Source organism: uncultured Sunxiuqinia sp., from assembly GCF_947495665.1.
GTDB classification, from domain to species: domain Bacteria; phylum Bacteroidota; class Bacteroidia; order Bacteroidales; family Prolixibacteraceae; genus Sunxiuqinia; species Sunxiuqinia rutila.
Genome location: NZ_CANLZV010000004.1, coordinates 1 through 19,923, shown reverse-complemented (window position 1 = coordinate 19,923; position 19,923 = coordinate 1). Strand labels below are relative to the sequence as shown.

The window sequence follows — 19,923 nt, the reverse complement described above, 5'->3', positions numbered from 1 at the left end:
GAAAAAAAACGAACGATGATGAACAAGCAACCTGAAATTGAAGTCGGTATTCTGGCCGAAAAAAAAATCACTTTTGAGTTAGATGGCAACTATGCTTTGCCCAATGGGCTTTTGGGATCGCGTTTCGAAGGAAGTTTACTGAACGGTGAAATTGAATTGACCACTGCGGACGGAACAAGCCTGAAAGGACGGGAGTTTATTTTTCAAGCCAACTCTCCGGCGGATTCCTTTTTGTTGGAGGATGTCATCATTGGGATCGATTTTCACTGGGAACAAAAGGAAAATCAACGTTTTTGCGGTGACCTGAAATTGCTGGTTGAGGCGGGCAAGGTACGGGCTGTCAACCGGGTTCCTTTGGAAGAATACTTGCGTTCGGTCATTTCTTCGGAAATGAGTGCGACCAGTTCTCCCGAGCTGCTGAAGGCGCATGCCGTGATTTCGCGTAGCTGGTTGCTGGCTCAAATCGAAAAAAGCAAAAAACTTAAAGCCCGGGCAACAAACTATCAAACCAGCGTGCAAACCGATGGCGAATTGATTCGCTGGTACGATCGCGAGGATCATACTTTGTTTGATGTGTGTGCTGATGATCATTGTCAGCGCTACCAGGGAATTACTAAAATTATAAGTGATAAGGCCAGCCAGGCAATTGATGAAACCCTGGGCGAAGTGCTGTTGCTGAATGAGGACATTTGTGACGCCCGTTTCTCTAAATGTTGTGGGGGAATTTCGGAGAATTTTGAGAATGTATGGGAACCGGTTTACCACAGTTACCTGACGAAAGTGGTTGATTCGGATCAAGCGGAAACAACCTGTGTGGATTTGCGGAAAGAGGATGAAGCTGACAAATGGATTCGGAGCAGCCCTCCCGCATTCTGCAATACCGATGACAAGCAGGTGCTGTCGCAGGTTCTTCCCGATTTTGACCAGGCAACGGCCGACTTTTATCGTTGGCAGGTGGAGTATTCGCAAGAAGAACTTTCAGCTTTGATTCGCAAAAAAACGGGAATTGATTTTGGTCAGCTGATCCGGCTAGAACCGGTTGAACGTGGACACTCATCGCGTTTGATCAAACTCAAAATTACGGGTACCCAACGAACCATGACAATTGGAAAGGAGTTGGAAATTCGGCGTGCCTTGTCCGAGTCACACCTGTATAGTTCGGCTTTTGTTGTTGATCACTTGGATGAAGAAGAAGGGATCCCTCAGCGCTTTCGTTTGATTGGAGCGGGATGGGGACATGGCGTAGGTCTTTGTCAGATTGGTGCCGCGGTTATGGGGGAGAAGGGCTATGACTACCAGGCTATTTTGAAACATTACTTTCGCGGGGCGCAGTTGAAAAAACGCTATTAACTTTTGCTGAAGTTGTTGTATCCAGTTTGGTGACCGTGTAAAGTGTGTCTGACCGGAGCCTTAGCCGGAAACCAGCTTGATTAGCCAATAAAACAATAAAAAATTATTATTTTACAGACTTATCCTAACGAAAATCTTTCTTCATGAAAAAAGCAACCACTCGCAATGCCTGGGCATGGATCCCCTCTTTGTATTTCGCCGAAGGCTTACCCTATGTTTTTGTGATGACCGTGTCGGTAATTATGTACAAACGGTTGGATATTTCCAATACCGACATTGCTTTATATACCAGTTGGTTGTATTTGCCCTGGGTAATTAAGCCGATCTGGAGCCCAATTGTGGACAACCTGCGAACCAAGCGGTTTTGGATTATCAGCATGCAGCTGGTGGTTGGTGCGGCGCTGGCCGGAGTGGCCTTTACCCTGCCCATGGCAAACTTTTTTCAGTACAGTTTGGCTTTTTTGTGGTTAATGGCTTTTAGTTCGGCTACACATGATATTGCTGCTGACGGGTTTTACATGTTGGGATTGTCGAAACATGATCAGGCTTTTTTTGTGGGAATTCGCAATACCTTTTATCGGTTTGCCATGTTGGCCGGCCAAGGACCGCTGGTCATTCTGGCGGGGCACATGGAAAGCATTGCTGAAAATACCTCCTGGGCCTGGAGTATTACCTTTTTTATTTTTGCCGCTCTTTTTGCTGCTTTTTGTTTGTGGCACCTGTTTATTTTGCCCTATCCAACAAGTGATGCCAAGCGCGAACATCAAAGTATCAACGAGGTGATGCGTGAGTTTGTAGGAACCTTTACCTCTTTTTTCAAAAAAGAAGGCATTGGAGTGGCCCTTATTTTCATTCTGGTTTTTCGTTTGGGTGAAGCGCAACTGGTGAAGCTGGCATCTCCTTTCTTGTTGGATGACCTGGCCGAAGGCGGTCTGGCGCTAACCACCAGTAACATTGGCTTTGTGTATGGAACAGCCGGTATTATTGCTTTAACGATAGGCGGAATTCTGGGTGGAATTGCCGTGTCGAAGCATGGGATTAAAGCGTGGCTTTGGCCCATGGTACTGGCCATGAACCTGCCCAACCTGGTCTATGTGTTTTTGGCTTTCATGCAAACGCAAAACCTGGCCGTTATTACGGCATCAGTAGTGGTAGAGCAGTTTGGCTACGGCTTTGGTTTTACGGCATACATGCTTTTTATGATTTACCTATCGGAAGGCAAGCACAAAACGGCGCACTATGCTTTATGTACGGGATTTATGGCTTTAGGGATGATGTTGCCGGGTATGGTCAGTGGCTGGATTCAAGAGCTGATCGGGTATCAGTACTTCTTTGTGTGGGTAATGGTTTGTACCATTCCTGGATTCATTATTATCAACTTCCTGAAGATTGATCCCAAATTTGGAACCAAGGAAAACTAAAAAAAACAGCCGTTGAAGTTCTCAACGGCTGTTTTTTTGATATTCTAACGGTTGCTAACCACCCATTTATTTTGTGAACTTGGCATTGTTGAGGAATTCGAAGCTTTTTTCAACACTGATGATTGGTGCGTAGTTGTAGCGTTCTACTTCCACAATGTAATCAGTCATACCAGCTTTTTTGGCCATTTTAAAGGCCGGTTTGAAATCCATTTTTCCACTGGCACCCAATTCCTCTACATCTTTTACATGGTACAATTCAAATCGGCCCGGATATTTTTTGAAGTAATCCACGGCATTTTTACCACCTTCCTGAATCCAGTATAAGTCCAGTTCGAACATCACTTTGTCAGGATCTGTATTTTCCAGTAAAACATCGTAGAAAATGTGTCCGTCAAGCACGGTTTCAAATTCCTGGGCGTGGTTGTGGTAACCAAAACGGATTCCGGCAGCATTGCATTTTTCGCCCACTTTATTGTAATATTCGCAGTATTGTTTCAGTACTTCCAGGTCTTCGTAGGCATCGCGTCCCATCGAAGGTTTTACAATCCATTTGGCTCCGGCGGCTTTGTGTGCAGCAATACAGGTGTCCCACCATTCCATGGCTTTATCCCATTCTCCTTTTTTGGGCAGGTTAATACCGGTGTGTGATCCTCTCATCGACATGCCGTTTTTTTCAAGCAAAGCTTTGAATTTAGCGGGCTCCATGCCATAGAATTTGCCGTCGTTGTAACCGGCAGCTTCAACAAATGAATAACCGATTTCGCCAAGTTTGGCAATGGTTGCGGCAGGATCTTTCCCCATGTCATCACGTACTGACCAAAGTTGAATACCGATTTCTTTTTCTTTTTTGGAATTGTTTTTTTCTCCGGCAAAAACCGATGTGGTAAATGCAACCAGAATTACTGCAAGCAAAATACTTTTTGCCTTCAAATTTACATGTGTCATTCTAAATGATTTAATAGATTATCGTTGATAAAAATTAGTTGTATGGACAAATATAGTTAAAAAGATTTTTCAGCTGGGAGATACTGCCATGCCATTTGGTTCCGGAAATAAGTGATTCCTCCTTCAATTTCCCGGTGTTTACAAACATTAACATTAAAAGAGCAAGAGGTATTTAAACTATCTGCGCTATTTGATGTCGTAGAACATATAGAAACGAAAAAGAATTTACGAATGAATTTTAGAAAAATACTTTTAGGCACATTGGTGTTTTTGAACCTGTCAGCGGCAGCCCAGCCACCAGAGCAGAGCGCGAATACAATTGAATTGAAGGCAATTGTGAAGGGACAGATTGTTGATGCTCAGACGAAGCAAAGTATGGAATATGCCAATGTTTCTATCTTCAACCCCGCGGATTCGTCCTTGGTGTCCGGGGGAATAACCGACAGCAATGGTGAATTTGAGATTCGAAAAATTGATTTCGGAACCTATTATATTGAAGCAAATTTCATCGGGTTCAACAAAACACGGATAAACAATGTGCGGATCGGTTCCGGCAATCGGCACCTTGATCTGGGAGTTATTGAACTGGAACCTTCAACCCAGGAAATTGGGGCTGTAAATGTTGTGGCTGATCGTTCGCGGATCGAATACAAAATTGATAAAAAGGTGATTAATGTAAGTCAGGATATCAATGCTGCCGGCGGAACGGCCGTTGATGTGCTGGAGAATACGCCTTCAGTAGAAGTGGATATTGAGGGGAACGTCAGTCTGCGTGGATCGGGAAGTTTTACCGTTCTTATTGATGGTAAACCCAGCGTATTGGAAGGGAGTGATGCCTTGCGCCAATTGCCGGCATCGGTCATCGAGAACATTGAAATTATCACCAATCCTTCCGCAAAGTATGATCCTGACGGGATGGCCGGTATTATTAATGTGGTCATGAAAAAGAATGTTCTTTCAGGTTTTAACGGGATTGTGAATGCCATGGTGGGCACCCGCGACAAATACCGCACCGACCTCACATTGAATTACAAGACCCGAAAAACCAACCTCTTTTTTGGGGCCGATTTTAGCGATGAAACCTTTTATGGTTCGGGCGACTCCTACCGGGAAACTTATTTACAGGATACAACCAAGTTTTTAATTGCTGACGGAACCCGTGACTATGCACGCAGTGGACATCGGTTTAAAGGAGGAATCGATCTGTTCCTGACTGATTTGTCAACCCTGACTTTCTCAGGAACTTATGGGGAATACGGCCGAAAACGCGGAGGTGAAAGCCGGATTCATGAATATACCGATCCTGCAGGTTTGGATTTGTATTCCGTTGAATTTGATGATTCGGAACGAACAGGAACGTATTGGAACTCGAATATTAACTTTCAGCAAAAGTTTAACGAAGATGGAACACACAAATTGCAAGCCTTATTTTATTACTCGAACAGTGTGGGCGATGATTTTGAGTTCGAAGATGAGTACATTACTAATTCAGATTTTGAGCGTACTGGAGGCTACCTGGCTCGGGTGAGAACCATTGAAGAGGAGGATGAAGATGAATACCGGATTGAGTTGGATTATACAAAGCCGGTGGGTGACGACGGGCGTTTTGAAGCCGGTTTACAAACCCGTATTGATCGCGAATTTGAAGATTACTCCTTCAATGATTGGGATGATGATGCAAACGACTACATCGATAACCCCAAATATTCCAGCTCGCAGCACTTTAAGCGCGACATCATCAGCGGGTATTCCACTTTTGCCAACAATTTTGGGAGCTTTAGTTACCAGCTGGGTTTGCGTGGTGAATACACCAACCGAAGCATTGCACATGAGAAAGCCGAAACTCCCGCCGAAATTAATCGCTTCGACCTTTTTCCTACAGCCCACTTTTCCTATAAGTTTTTAAATGACATTCAGCTAATGACAAGCTACAGCCGTCGGATTGACCGGCCGGGCGGTCGTGATCTGGACCCATTTCCAAACTATTACAACCGATATACCATTCGGTATGGAAATCCGGAGTTGAAACCGGAATACACCGATTCGTATGAATTGGGGCTGATGAAAAGCTATGGCAAATCATTTGTTTCCTTGGAAGGATTTTATCGGGTAACCAACAATCTTATTACGCAGGTTACCCAGTTGGGGGATGATGGTATTTTTTACATCAACACAGAGAATCTGAATAATGATTTTTCACTGGGGTCGGAGATCATGGGAAATCTCAATATTCAGGATTGGTTGATTTTTAATGGTAGTTTTTCAGTTTATCGCTATCGCTTGGAAGGCGAGGTGCTTGGTGAATCAATTGACCGTAAGAGTACCAACTACACCGGACGTTTGAATACGACGGTGAAGCTGAATTCAAATTCGCGCTTTCAATTGACAGGCTATTACCGGGGACCATCGGTTTCGGCGCAGGGGGAAAGTTCAAGCTTTTTCTTTACCAACCTGTCTTATCGCCAGGATTTGATGAAAAAGAAATTGACTGCTACCCTCAGCTTACGGGATGTATTTGGAACCATGAAGTTCGAGCGCACTTCCCGAGGTGTTGACTTTTATAATGTATATAAGCGCGAACGTGAGTCGCAGGTTGTAACTTTAACCTTGAGTTACAAAATCAATAACTACAAGTTAGAGCGCAACGGTGGCGATGGAACACGCGAAATAGATTATGACGACGGTGGATTTTAGTTTTATTAATCTTTGGGTTTAAATTAAGGAGGAGGTCAGTTGGCCTCCTTTTTTTGTGCCTTTGTTTTTCGAAAGAGTGGTGTTTTTACTTCAATGTTTAGGACTATTGGTGCTTCGCTGTGCAAAGACCTGTTACTCCGTATTTGCGCTGATTCTTGATCTCTATTTGTTTGTTTTTTTTCTTCTCTTTTATTGGGTTGATTGCTAGATCTTTTTGTCGCAAGCTTGATTTATTTAGCAGTAACAGAATTATTTTTCATTAGTGATTGATAATGAGCAAAATATATTGTAGAGCATACTTTTGAAAAAAAAAGCAAAAGTATTGTGTGTATGTTGAGAAATCTATAGAACTTGTTTCTTGATGACAAAATTTTACTAAACAAAATGGTTCTCTTGAAAAAAACTAACGTAACTGAAATTCTTGGTTCTGAGTTGAAAAAGTACCGCCTGAAGAGAGAAGTATTAAAAATGCTGTACGGCTCAGATATCCTGTCGGCTTCTGACTTAAGCCACTCTGTGGGGGTAAGCAATCCAACCATGCGAAGTTTGATTGATGAACTTATCGATGAGGGTTATGTGAAATTTTATGGCTTAGGAGAATCAAACGGGGGGCGTAAGCCAGCTCTTTATGGTTTAGTAGAGAATACCTTCTTTGTTATTGCTTGTGAAATGGGACGTTTCCATTCGAAAGTTACTGTTTTTAATCCACGGCATCAGCAAGTTACCAAAGTCACTCTTGTTGAAACTGATATTGATGATGTAAACCTGGAAAAGAAGATTTTTGAGGCTGCCAAAAATTTGCTGGCGGATTCTCATATCAGTTTTGATCATGTTATTGGGGTGGCTGTGGGCATGCCCGGGTTGGTTGATTCAGAAAAGGGAATAAACTATACTATCAAGGATGTAGAGCACAATAATATTAAGTCAAGATTAGAGGCTTGTTTTGAGAAAGATGTATTGATTGAGAATGACGCACGAACACAAGCCTATGGCGAGTATCTGTTTGGCGAGGTAAGTGATATTGAAAATGCCTTGGTGGTAAATTGGAGCTGGGGACTTGGGCTAGGGATGATCCTGAATGGGGAGTGTTTTAGCGGAGCTACTGGATTTGCAGGAGAGTTTAGTCATATCAAGCTCGAAGAGGGAGGAGACCTGTGTATTTGCGGGAAGCGAGGTTGTTTGGAGACAGTGGCTTCGGCAACAGCTTTGGTGAGAATGGCTAAAGAAGGAATTCAACAAAGTAAAGTTTCTCAATTGACTCCTCTGTTTCAGGATAACCTGCAAGCCCTCGGCCCTAAAGACATTATAAAAGCTGCGAAGCGTGGCGATGAGTTCGCCATTGCTCTTCTAAATAAAGTGGGATTGGAAATGGGCAAAGGACTGGCCATTTTAATCCAGCTATTGAACCCTGAAATCATTGTTCTGAGTGGCGATTTGGCAGAAGCTAATCAATATGTGTTAGTTCCTGTTCAGCAAGCACTCAATCGTTATTGCCTCGAGAATATTAGTCAACAAGCCCAGGTGATTGTCTCAAAACAAAACAAAGGGGCGGGCTTGCTCGGCGTTACAGCGATGTACTACAACTATCTGTTTAATCAGGCATCAATTCAGTCTAACTATAAATCGGTACAAGTAAAAATGTAGTCTTAACATGTGCAGTCTTGCTGCACAAATTAATCTAAATCTTAGTTCTATGAGAAAAATTATCTTGACATTTTTGAGTACAGTCTGTTTGGCTCTTTTGCTAATCGGGCAGACTCATGCGCAAATGAGCGTGAGTGGTACAGTAAGGGACGTAGACGGGGAGGGAATCCCTGGAGTAACAGTCCTGGAAAAAGGTACCAGTAATGGTACGGTAACTGACATCGATGGGAATTACACCATTCAGGTGCCTTCCGATGCAGTCCTAGATTTTTCGTTTGTGGGAATGAGAACCATGGAATTGAATGTTGGCGGTCGTCAAACCATCGATGTTCAGATGGAGCCCGACGAAATTGGAATTGACGAAGTAGTGGTAACAGCCCTTGGTATTAAACGGGAAGCAAAAGCACTGGGATATGCGATGACTGAAGTTAGTGGGGAAGATATTGCTCAGACGAATACCGTCAACCCGGTTCAGGCACTTCAAGGGAAATCAGCAGGTTTAAGTATTGGAACTTCCGATGGAGGTTTAGTGGGTAACGCTAAAATCCAGATTCGCGGGGTTTCTGTGCTGAACTCCAACAACAACCAGCCGATCTTCGTTATTGACGGAGTGATTGTTGAAAACTCCGTTTCAAATGCCAGCGAGTGGGCAGATAATGCCAACGACTTTGGTAACATCCTGAAAAACATGAATCCCGATGATTACGAGTCGGTGTCGGTATTGAAAGGAGCTGCGGCAACTGCGCTTTATGGTTCGCGTGGTATCAATGGTGCCGTGGTCATTAAAACAAAAGATGGTCATGGCAAAAAAGGAATTGGGGTAAAAGTAACCCAATCGGTCGGTATTGACCATGTCTACAAACAGCCTGACCTTCAGTATGAATTTGGTCCCGGAGACCTGATTGGTGCGATTGGCTATGGGGAAAAAGACGAAAATGGAAACTATTACCGATTCGACTACAGCCAGTTTTACACGCGCGAAGTGGATGGTGTTCAGACAGTAACCAAAATTGGCAACCCCAATGCCGGTTTCTTGTGGGGACCTAAATACGATGGTCGTCCAATTGAAGATTTTGATGGCGTAATGAGAAACTACGTGGGGTATAAAAACAGCATGAAGGACGCTTACGATGTTGGAATAAATTCCAATACGGCTGTGGCCCTGAGTGGTGGTACCGATAAAGGAAGTTTCTACTTATCCAATGCCTATAACTATCGGGAAGGAACTTCACCAACCGATGAGTTTGAAAGATACTCGATGTTGTTTAAGGGATCGTATGATCTGGCAAGCTGGTTGCGTGCCGATGCCTCTGTATCATTCACCAATTCACTTGTAACCAACCCGGGTAATGCACTGTCGTTGAGTTTTGCAACAGGAAGCTGGGCCGGATGGTATGATACCAAACGCTGGAAACAACGCGATGTTTACCAGGCATCTCATGGCGGTGTACCAAACAGTAACTATGGCGATTTATATGCTAATGTACCCGGAAATGGAACATGGCATAACTATAATCTCGACAAGCAAACGCGGGAAGAACAAGTTACACGTCCAATCGTTCGTTTGACGGCTGATATTACCGATTGGATGTCGATTATGGCTGAAGGTAATATGAATCATTATACGACCTTCTATGAGAATAAAAACTTAGGTAATGGGTATGCCAATGATGGTGGTAGTTATGAAATTCGCCACGATCGTGATGTTAGTCGTACGGGTAAGTTGGTTGTTAACCTGAATAAAGACTTTGGTGATTTTACAACCAATGCCATGTTGGGAGGTGAACTTTGGGATCGTGAAACTTCCTTTAACCGCACCTGGACGGATGGAGGATTGAAAGTTCCTGGAAAATTCTTTATGGGTAACTCAAAGAGAACCTTGAATACATCGGCAGGAATTGGGAATACGCATCAAGTTAATTCCTTGTATTTCTTGTTGAGTGGTAGCTGGAAAGAGCAGATTTTCCTGGATGTGACCGGACGTAATGACTGGTCTTCGGCCTTGGTTTATACCGACGGAACAGGTAACTTCTCCTATTTCTATCCTTCTGTGAGTTCTTCCTGGATTTTCACAGAAACCTTCGACATGCCAGCTATGTTTTCATTTGGTAAATTGAGAGCATCCTGGGCACAAGTGGGTAACGACACCTCGCCTTATACAATTAATAAAGGCTATGGTTCGGGAACATGGGAAATTGAAGGAGGTAACTTTGCTTATCTGAATACAAAAAGTACATCCCTGGTTGACCCCAGTATCAAGCCTGAGTTGAAAAACTCGTTTGAAGTTGGTGTGGATATTCGTTTATTTGAAAACCGCTTGAGTGCTGACGTAGCCTACTATAATGAGAAGATTAATAACCAGATTTCAACCGTTCCTCTTCCTGCTGAGTCAGGATTGAATGAGATGTTGACCAACGTGGGTACCATGACTAATAAAGGTTTGGAAATTTCAGTTGGTTTTTCACCTGTTCGAACCAGAAACGTTGAATGGAAATCAACCTTTAACTACTGGAACAATGAAACCAAAATTTCAAATTTGGTTGATGAAGTGGGCGAGTACAAACGTTTAGCAGGTTCTGAGAATTATGGAAACTACCGTATTGCATCGGTTGCTTTTGAAGATGGTGAATACGGAGTGTTGATGTCAGACATCAATCCGCTAATGGATGAAAATGGTAACAAAGTGTTGAGGTGGCTGGATAGCTACCGGGGTGCTGGTTACACCAGAAGTTACGAAGTGCAGGAAGTCGGAAAAATCAATCCTGACTTTGAAGGTTCGTGGAACAATGATTTCCGCTACAAAAACTTCAATTTATCCGTCTTGCTGGATGCCCGTTTTGGTGGACATATTGCTTCTTACTCGAACCGTTACGGTACTTCATACGGTATCATGGAAACCTCATTGAGATGGCGTGATCCTGAGCATGGAGGTATTACCTGGACCAGTGAGTATGAAGACACAAAAGGACAGGTGTTTCACGATGGGATGATTCCGGAAGGGGTATTTGCTGAGGGGCAAATGGTAACAGCTCCAAGTGGAGAATCCGTTGATGTTGGTGGTATGACTTACCAGGAAGCTTATGAGGCAGGGCACGTAGAGCCAACTCACGCAGGCTTCTATACCTATCTTGTCAATTCCTGGGGAAGTGGTGTTGTCAATAAGGACTGGGTAAGTGAAGTGAAATACATTGCCTTGCGTAATATTTCAATTGGCTACAACCTGCCAAAGAGTTTAGCTCAGAAGATGAAAGCGCAGAATATGTATGTTTCATTAAATGCACGTAACCTGTTCTACCTGTATAACTCGATGCCGAACCACTTGAACCCGGAAAGTTTTAGGGGAACAACAAGTAACTATTCGTACTTCGAGCGCAACTTTACGCCATATACTGCGACCTACACCATGTCAATCAGTATTGATTTCTAAAAAACTTAAAAATGGTAAATATGAAAACAACATATAAATTAATATTTGCTCTGATCTTTATTTTAGCGATTGGGTGCGATAAGGAAGAGTTTGCTAAACTTAACACCGACCCTTCAACATTATCAGAGCCTGATTTGAGATACTCCATGACGAAAGCCATTGAGCAAATGTATGGTAACGACTATACCAATTGGTTTTACAGCAACTTTCAATACATTCATCCCTGGACGCAGGTTGGAAGTGCGCAGGGGGGCAATGGTGTAACTTATAATGAGATGGGACCGGCTGGAGGTCAGAATCTTTACGGAAGTCTGATGCCGCAAACCATGGACATCAGAGCGCGTATAGATGCATTGCCTGAAGAAGAGCAAGGAGCTTACCAAGCCCTACGTGCTTTGACTTATCCGGTTCAGATTGCAACGGCTCTAACCATTACTGATCAAACAGGATCATTGGTTTACACTGAGGCTGGTTTGGCGCCATACACCAATCCTCCGTTATTAACACCTAAGGTAGATAGCCAACAGGAGTTGTTTAATATCTGGCTGACCGAACTGGATGAGGCCATAGCCGGCTTAACTGCAACTGACCAGTTTGCCATGGGAAACCAGGATCGGATTTATGGTGGTGACTATGGGCAGTGGGCGAAATACTGCAATCTCCTAAAACTTCGTATTGCAGCTCGCTTAGTGAATAAAGACCGGGCCCGGGCTATCCAGATTGTAGAGCAGGTGGCCAACTCTTCTGTGGGCTACATGGATGAAATGAATGACGACTTTATCTACAAAAGGGATATTAAATACTACGGAACTGGTAATGGCATGTGGATTGGTTATGCCAGTAAAAATCTGGTTGATTTCTTGTTAGCCAACAAAGATCCTCGTCTGCGTTTTTCCTTTGAGAAAAACCATTTTAACGGAGAAGTCGTGCAGGCATTTATCGATGCTGGGAAAGCTCTTCCTCCTTACATCGCTCCATTAGTTGATTTGGATGCTGATGGCAATTTTGCAGGTTGGTTAGGTGATGGTGAACCTTGGGTTCGTTATCATGGGGCTCCATTGTCGCCTGATGCTGTTTTGGATCCGGCCAATGAAAAGTACTTCAACCAAGGTGCCACGAACAAGATTGAAACTAAAACGTATATTGCCACTTCTCTGTATTCTGAAAAGCTGACACGCACAACTTATAACTACACCTACCCAACCAAACCAGGTGGACGTATTATTGAACTGAAAGACAATGATCCACCGCTGTATGTTATTTTGGGTACGGCAGCCGAAACGAATCTGTATCTGGCTGAATTCAAGTTGTTGGGAGCTAATCTTCCCAAAAGCGCACAGGAGTATTTCGACTGGGGAGTTGAGTTGTCTGTGATGCGTGCTGATCGATTTGCAGAGCATCAGCAAATGCCGTATTACAATGGCGATCCGGTTTATGTTGATGCTGATGAAGCTGCAGAGGCAGCTACCATGCTTCGGGATGGAGAAATTACGGATCTGCTGGCTCTGAATGCTTATGATTTAACAACCGATGGTTTGGAAAAAGTCTATATTCAGCAATTTATCAACTTTTTGAATACACCCAATGATATCTGGACAACTGTTCGTCGTTCCGGAATTCCGAAAAAGGGCAGTGCCTACTTGGCTTGGGAGGATGTGACAGCCTCTGGGGCTGCAGTGGTTCTTCCTCGTCGCTTTGTGGTGGATACGCCAACAGAGGATGACATCAATTATGCCAACAAAATGGCGGCTATTCAGGAGCAAGGTTTCACAACCGGTACTCCGGAGGCTACAATTCTGAATGCGGAAAGGTTGTGGTTCGATCAAGAAAACCCCAATTACGGAGCAGGTCCCAAGAATTAATCACTAATTGGATATCCTTCGTTTGGATATTGGGCTAGTTTAGGTGCGATAAAACCGCTGTTCTTTACGTTCAGCGGTTTTTCATTCTGTATTCATTTTCAAAAAATCAAAAAATAATAGGCATGGTGAAATCTAAGTCCAACTTGTTGTTTTTTATCGTTTGCTTTTGGGGGAGTTTCTCGCTGTCGGCGATAGCTCAGGAGCATGCGATAAAAGGAAGAGTAACAGCTTTTAGTTCGATTCCTTTAAGTAAGGTTTCGGTTGTTTGCAAGGGGTCAGATACGGAAGTGCTTACCGATGAAAAGGGAGTGTTTTCTCTGGTTTGCGATGAAAAGGGAAAATTGAAAATAAGCGCCAATGGCTTCTATTCTGAAAATATTAAATTGAGGAACTTTGCTGATTCCGATTCAGTAATTGTAAATTTGCGCTACAGGAATGGCGAAAAAAATTTCGAAATAGCTACAGGTTACGGACATATTAGTGAAGAGCAGCTGACATATGCCATTCAGCATTTGGAAGCGGACTCGGATTACAGTAATTATCAAACTATTTTGGAGGCAATTGAAGGGCGTATTTCCGGAGTCAGCATTAGAAATAATGCCATTAATATTCGTGGAGCAACAACGATCAACAGTGGCGATGTTCCTGCTTTGCTGGTGGTTGACGGAACCATTGTGGAGTTCCCGGTTTTTGTGAATATTCCGCCAACTCAGGTAAAGTCAATTTCGGTGCTTAAAGGAGCTGCGGCTTCTGCACGTTATGGTTCTCGGGGTATGGGAGGAGTCATTGTTGTAAAAACAAAATCAACGGATTGATCAATTATATGACTAGCTAAATTTTTGTTGCAATGAAAAAACTACTAACGAATCTGTGTTTTACTTTTTTGGTTCTGAGTGCCTCCGCTCAGATGGTTCACGAATATGAAGGACAGCGATATCACCCTGTGGATGATCCTTTGGTGAATGAGAAATTAGATCAATGGCAGGATTTAAAATTTGGCCTTTTGATGCACTGGGGAGCATACAGCCAATGGGGAATTGTGGAGTCCTGGTCAATTTGCCCGGAAGACTATGGCTGGTGCCAACGCAAAAAAGGGAATAATCCGGAGAATTACTATGAGTATGTAAAGGAATATGAAGGACTGAAGAATTCCTTCAATCCCGTAGATTTCAATCCGGAGAAGTGGGCCAAGGCAGCAAGTGATGCCGGAATGAAGTACTTGGTTTTTACGACCAAGCACCATGATGGCTTTTGCATGTTTGATTCGAAATATACTGATTATAAGGTGACCGATGAGGCATGTGCATTTCATTCCAATCCAAAAGCCAACATTACAAAAGAAATTTTTGATGCTTTCAGAAATGAAGGGTTATGGGCTGGAGCCTATTTCTCAAAACCTGACTGGCATTCTGATTACTATTGGGATCCGTACTTTCCTCCGTTCAACCGGAATGTGAACTACGATCCGGAAGCCTATCCTGAAAAATGGCAAAAGTTTGTTGATTTTACGCACAATCAAATTTTGGAGCTGATGACCGATTATGGCAAGATCGATATTTTATGGCTCGATGGCGGTTGGGTAGCAAAGTCTTCAAAAGAAGAAATGCAGCATTCTTTGATTCGAAAAGGCATGGGAACTTCCTCTGGTTTTTTGAAGTCGTTTGCAGTGAATCAAGACATCAAAATGGATGAGCTTGTTGAAAAGGTGCGCAAAAAACAACCCGGGCTAATTGTGGTGGACCGTGCAGTAGAAGGGAAAAACCAAAACTACTTGACGCCTGAAAATAAAGTACCGGAAGAAGCGTTGCCATTTCCATGGGAGTCGTGCATTATTGCCGGCGGTGGTTGGTCTTATGTGCCCGATGCACAATACATGAGTCCAAGAAAAGCCATCCATATGTTGGTTGATATTGTGGCTAAAGGTGGAAACTTACTTTATAATATAGCTCCGGGGCCTGATGGAACGTGGCACGATGAAGCTTATCAGTTGTTGGAAGCCATGGGCGAATGGATTCAGGTGAATGGCGAAGCCATTTACAGTACACGGGCGATTGCTCCGTATAAAGAAGCCAATATTTGCTTCACCCGTAAAAAAGATTCGAATACCATTAATGCAATCTACCTGGCTGATGAAGGCCAAAAACAATTACCTGCAGAGATTTACGTGAATTCTTTCCAGCCAAAGAGAGGCGCAAAAGTAAGTCTGCTTGGAGATGGAAAATCATTGAGTTGGAAGAAATCTGGAAATGGCATGTTGGTGCAAATTCCTGCAAAGTTGCGGAAGAATCCACCGGCTGGTTATGCCTGGGTACTTCAGTTCGAAATAGCTGAAGATTGATGATAATTAAAAACGGTTAGCTGAAAAGCAGGGTGCTGAGATCAGTTAACCTTTAAATCACCTATAAAAACAGAAGAATATGTTCTATCGCTTTTTGCTTTATGTGGGATTAATCGCTTTGGTGAGTTGTACTCCGAAAATTGAACCCAAAACGGTTATTGTAACCTCTCACAACCACGAAACGATTACTTGTAGTCCAAGTGGGAGCAATTATTTTAAAAATTGGGCTGTCTTTCCTGGGAAAGATGAACCCGTTAGACGTGTGTTTATGGATGTGACTTTGGGACATCCTGATTCCATTAACATTGCGCACTGGGATTACCTGGATCACATTACCATTCGTCGGGTCGGCGGAGTGCATGGCGATTCGCTTAACCTGGAAATTGGGCGGATGCTAACGCCTTACGGAAGTAACTTTAAGAAAGACTGGGAATGGAAATGGCGGGTTGATGTGACTGACTTTGCCAGTTTGCTGCGTGACAGCGTGGAAGTTGAATACATGCATTCGGGCTATGAGAGCAAGGATGTTGGTTGGGATTTGACGATTGATTTTGAAGTGAATGTTGGTAAACCTGTCGCCGAAATGGTTAAGTACGATAAGGTATTTGCCGGAAACTATGCGTATGGAGACAGTACTAAGCCAATTACAGCATCCTTGGCGCCGGTGGAAATGAAAATGGCTCCGGAAGCTAAGTTGGGACGTTTGCGCATTCAGCATACCGGGCATGGGATGGATCGCCCTAGAGGTTGCAGCGAGTTTTGTAGCCGTTGGCGTGAAGTGGTTGTCGATGGAGTGGTGATTGATCGTCGTGATATGTGGAAAGAGTGTGCCGACAATGCCCTTTATCCTCAGGGCGGTACCTGGATCTTTGACCGGGCTTATTGGTGTCCGGGCGATTTGCAGAAAGCTGACTTGATTGATTTCCCAATTACCCAGCCAACACACACCATTGATTTGGAGCTGGAGCCTTACACCGCTCAAAAAAATGTACAGGCCAACGAATCGATTCAGGCCATGTTGTTTCAATACAACCAGCCAAACAGTAAAAACGATGTGGCCATTGAAGAAATTCTGGTGCCGAACAAATCGGTTGAGCTCAATCGTTTGAATCCTTCTTGCTTTGAGCCACGCATTGTGGTGCGTAATTTGGGGAGTGAGCCTATTCAGGCCTTGGATATTGTTTACGGTACCGAAGGGTTCGATTTTAAAACTTTTACCTGGACCGGAGAACTTGGTTTTTATGAGGAGCAAGTGATTGTATTGCCTGGAGTGATTGATTTTAACTTTGGTGAAAATGTTTTTTCAGTGGAAGTTAGTTTGGCGAATGGTGAAATGGATGAATGGGACGCAGACAACAGCCGGCAGGCAGCGTTTGTCTCTCCAAAAGAAATGCCGGAGACAATGGTGCTAACGTATAAATCGAACAATGCGCCTGGCGACAATACCATTCGGGTAATTAATGAACAACAGGAAGTTGTTTTTGAGCGTACTCCGGAACAGTCGGAAGCAAATACCTTATATCGGGACACTTTGGTTTTGGCTGAGGGTAAATATCGCTTGGCTTTGCAGGACACCGCTCATAACGGATTGGAATTTTGGTTTATGCCTAAGCAAGGTTATGGCTACATGTATCTGTCGGATTTAAATGGTCAGGTGTTGCATCGTTTCGAAAGTGATTGTGGAGTTGGGGAAAAGCTGGATTTTACAACTTCGAAAGCCCCTCGTATTGACGAAAACGTTGAGCAGGAACTGTATATCCTTCACCCACGTATGTTTAAGTCGAAAACAGAATTGATGGTGGATACCGAAAAGCCTTCAGATGGTGAGATTCATATTTTGGCAGATGGCGATCTGGTGAAGACGATCCCCTTCAAGCAAGTGGAGCATAAGACATTTGATATTGATTTCTCTGAATTTAAAGACGGACGCTATGTTGTAGAGCTGTTTGTTGAAGGAGAAAGTAAACTCAAACTTCGGGTCAATAAAACATCCAGAAGTTTTGACTAAGTATAGTTCCCGATAAAGTTGGGAAGGAATAATAAACTAAAGCCAGCTATCGAAAGAGAATCGATGGCTGGCTTTTTTATTTTAGAATGCAGATCGCTTCGTATTTTCTTGGCACCTGCGTTAGCTTAACTGTCTTATTTGATGTCCATGTCTTTGGTGCGCTTCGCCCAACGTTCGCGGGCTAGTTGCTGCATGTCTGTCTGGATGTCTTTTTCATCGGTAATTTCCAGTCCAAGAATGGTTTCAATAATGTCTTCCATGGTCACCAGGCCTTCGGTGCCTCCATATTCATTAATAACAAGAGCTACGTGTTCTTTTTTGAAGAGCAGTTTCTCAAAAAGTACCGGTACCGTAATGTTTTCGTAGCACACCACCAGTTCACGTTTGTGGTTAAGCAGCGGTTCGTCACTGGCCCCGGCAGCCAGCTTTTCCATAACATCCTGTTTCAGAACGTAACCGGTTATTTTGTCGATACTTTCTTGAAAAATTGGAATCCGCGAGAATTGAAAGAAGGTCTCTTGCCCAAAAAACTCAGCCAAGGTCATGGTTTCCGGAGCTGCCAGCATAACTGTCCGTGGTGTCATGATGTCTTTGACCTTAATATCGCGAAGTCGGATGAGGTTGATGATGATTTTACTTTCCGTTTCCTTGAAAATTCCTTCGTCAAGACCCAATGATGCCAGCATGGCAACTTCTTCCCGGCTAATTGATTGTTTGCTTTTTCCTTTGGAAAAGGCGCGGGTAATAAATTCGCTGAGAAGCACCAGTGGGTAAGTAATCAGGATCAACCCTTGAATAATTCGAGCTGTTGGCAGAGCAAGTTCTCTCCAATATTGAGCACCAATTGTTTTGGGAATAATCTCAGACAACACTAAAATCAAAATAGTGAGCACAGCCGAGATGATACCAAAATAGGCTTCTCCAAATAATTTGGTTGCTTCGGAGCCTACGCCTGCAGCCCCGATGGTGTGCGCAATGGTATTTAGCGTAAGGATAGCGGCCAGGGGACGATCGATTTGATTTTTGATGTTTTTCAGAATTTTAGCCGAATGGCTGCCTTCCTCTTCTTTTAAATAGATAAATGAAAAACTTACGGATAACAAAACAGATTCCAGCACAGAACATAGGAATGATATTCCTAAGGCTAAAATCAGATAAAAGAGTAACATGCCCATAGTTTGCGATTTGTGTTCCGAAAAATAATAATTGTGCCGGAGAAACGGAGAGAATCAGCTTAAAACTTAAGGTAAATATGTGTTTGCCCCTTGAGTGTTTGCGTAAGAATGCTGTTTGGTGGTGTGACTTTCGTGGAAGAAAGGGGGCAGATGGGTGATTATGGTTGGCCCCATTGGCTTCTTTGTAAGTGTGCGCCGTTTGCATGACCCAAGTCGGCTCCACTTTTTGAGCAGTTGCATGTTAATGACACGGATTCCAATACAACTGGGGGGCTGGTATTAAATGAATTTGTTTTTAGGGGGCCTTCTGACCATTGCAAATTGGCGTTCCTATATATTATATAAGGGTGGGGAAATGATTTGTTCTGTTGGAAGACCTTTCCATAGCCCCATCCAGAGCAGGCTTCATGAGGCTTCCAGGCTTTTTTAGCGCGGGTCGGAGCGTTTGTTGCAGGAGTAGCTCAACAGGCGGTGAAAAAAAATGTTTTGCTAAATGATTGCTAATAAGGCGTTCGGATTGTCGGGCTTCAGAAAGTTTAAAAATAAAATCCAAAAGCGCTTGCGGGATTAAAAAAGCTCCCTATATTTGCACCCGCTTTGAGAGACATACGAGTTACATCGGAAGCTCTGAAAGCAGCGTTCTTGCTGGGATTGCGGGCGTCGGCCTCTGAAAAATAAAAGTTTTAAAATGCTTGGAAGATTCAGAAAAAAGCCTTTGTTTTGCAGCCGCTTTAAGAGCGAAAGAGTTCATCGACAGATTGAGTATTATCAGGCAAACCTTAGGGTTTGATTTTCCGTAACAGGAAAGGCTGATAAGGGGCAAAAAAAAGAGTTTGAAAAAAAGCTCAGAAAGTTTTGCGAAAGCCAAAAAAGCTTTCTATCTTTGCCGCCCCGAACTACTGAAACGGCTTGCCGGAGTAGGGAAGTGAGAGGAGTTCAATCGAAAGATACTGAAACACAAAAATCAGAAAGAGCCGCTAGCAAAGCGGTTGTTTTTTGAAAGAATGATACGTTCATTGAAAATATTGAAAAAGTAGAAAGATAAGGAAGAATTGCGAA

At 43.4% G+C, this 19,923-nt stretch carries 11 protein-coding genes; 9 read left to right on the top strand and 2 right to left on the bottom strand.

Annotation, left to right across the window (positions count from 1 at the left end; genetic code table 11):
* Nucleotides 1-15 precede the first annotated feature (15 nt).
* Together Q1A18_RS06640 and Q1A18_RS06635 are read left to right on the top strand one after the other, a co-directional pair.
* Nucleotides 16-1,350: a SpoIID/LytB domain-containing protein gene (locus Q1A18_RS06640; RefSeq protein ID WP_299578151.1), complete on the top strand. Its 1,335-nt coding sequence runs from the start codon at nucleotides 16-18 to the stop codon at nucleotides 1,348-1,350.
* 143 nt (nucleotides 1,351-1,493) lie between these two features.
* Nucleotides 1,494-2,771: an AmpG family muropeptide MFS transporter gene (locus Q1A18_RS06635; RefSeq protein WP_299578150.1), complete on the top strand. Its 1,278-nt coding sequence runs from the start codon at nucleotides 1,494-1,496 to the stop codon at nucleotides 2,769-2,771.
* Between the two features lie 66 nt (nucleotides 2,772-2,837).
* Here Q1A18_RS06635 and Q1A18_RS06630 read toward each other — a convergent pair whose 3' ends face one another.
* Nucleotides 2,838-3,716, bottom strand: coding sequence for a sugar phosphate isomerase/epimerase (locus Q1A18_RS06630; RefSeq protein WP_299578149.1), 879 nt, complete (start codon nucleotides 3,714-3,716; stop codon nucleotides 2,838-2,840).
* Between the two features lie 231 nt (nucleotides 3,717-3,947).
* On the opposite strand from Q1A18_RS06630, the gene Q1A18_RS06625 reads away from it, so the two are divergent.
* The 7 genes from Q1A18_RS06625 (at nucleotide 3,948) to Q1A18_RS06595 (ending at nucleotide 17,689) form a co-directional block, all read left to right on the top strand.
* Entirely contained in the window at nucleotides 3,948-6,410 is a 2,463-nt protein-coding gene (locus tag Q1A18_RS06625) for a TonB-dependent receptor (protein ID WP_299578148.1), read from the top strand.
* A gap of 393 nt (nucleotides 6,411-6,803) precedes the next feature.
* Nucleotides 6,804-8,054 carry an ROK family transcriptional regulator gene (locus Q1A18_RS06620; RefSeq protein WP_299578147.1) on the top strand — a complete coding sequence of 417 codons (1,251 nt, stop codon included), beginning with the start codon at nucleotides 6,804-6,806 and terminating at the stop codon, nucleotides 8,052-8,054.
* A 49-nt stretch (nucleotides 8,055-8,103) separates the two neighbouring features.
* Nucleotides 8,104-11,481, top strand: coding sequence for a SusC/RagA family TonB-linked outer membrane protein (locus Q1A18_RS06615; protein ID WP_299578146.1), 3,378 nt, complete (start codon nucleotides 8,104-8,106; stop codon nucleotides 11,479-11,481).
* Between the two features lie 20 nt (nucleotides 11,482-11,501).
* Nucleotides 11,502-13,343: a SusD/RagB family nutrient-binding outer membrane lipoprotein gene (locus Q1A18_RS06610; RefSeq protein ID WP_299578145.1), complete on the top strand. Its 1,842-nt coding sequence runs from the start codon at nucleotides 11,502-11,504 to the stop codon at nucleotides 13,341-13,343.
* A gap of 122 nt (nucleotides 13,344-13,465) precedes the next feature.
* Nucleotides 13,466-14,158: a TonB-dependent receptor plug domain-containing protein gene (locus tag Q1A18_RS06605; RefSeq protein WP_299578144.1), complete on the top strand. Its 693-nt coding sequence runs from the start codon at nucleotides 13,466-13,468 to the stop codon at nucleotides 14,156-14,158.
* Nucleotides 14,159-14,190: 32 nt separating this feature from the next.
* A complete protein-coding gene (locus Q1A18_RS06600) occupies nucleotides 14,191-15,681 on the top strand; it encodes an alpha-L-fucosidase (protein ID WP_299578143.1) in 1,491 nt (496 codons plus the stop codon).
* Between the two features lie 79 nt (nucleotides 15,682-15,760).
* Nucleotides 15,761-17,689, top strand: coding sequence for a peptide-N-glycosidase F-related protein (locus Q1A18_RS06595; RefSeq protein ID WP_299578142.1), 1,929 nt, complete (start codon nucleotides 15,761-15,763; stop codon nucleotides 17,687-17,689).
* Between the two features lie 134 nt (nucleotides 17,690-17,823).
* Here Q1A18_RS06595 and Q1A18_RS06590 read toward each other — a convergent pair whose 3' ends face one another.
* On the bottom strand, nucleotides 17,824-18,864 hold the full coding sequence (locus Q1A18_RS06590) for a hemolysin family protein (protein ID WP_299578141.1): 1,041 nt from the start codon (nucleotides 18,862-18,864) through the stop codon (nucleotides 17,824-17,826).
* Nucleotides 18,865-19,923: the final 1,059 nt, after the last annotated feature.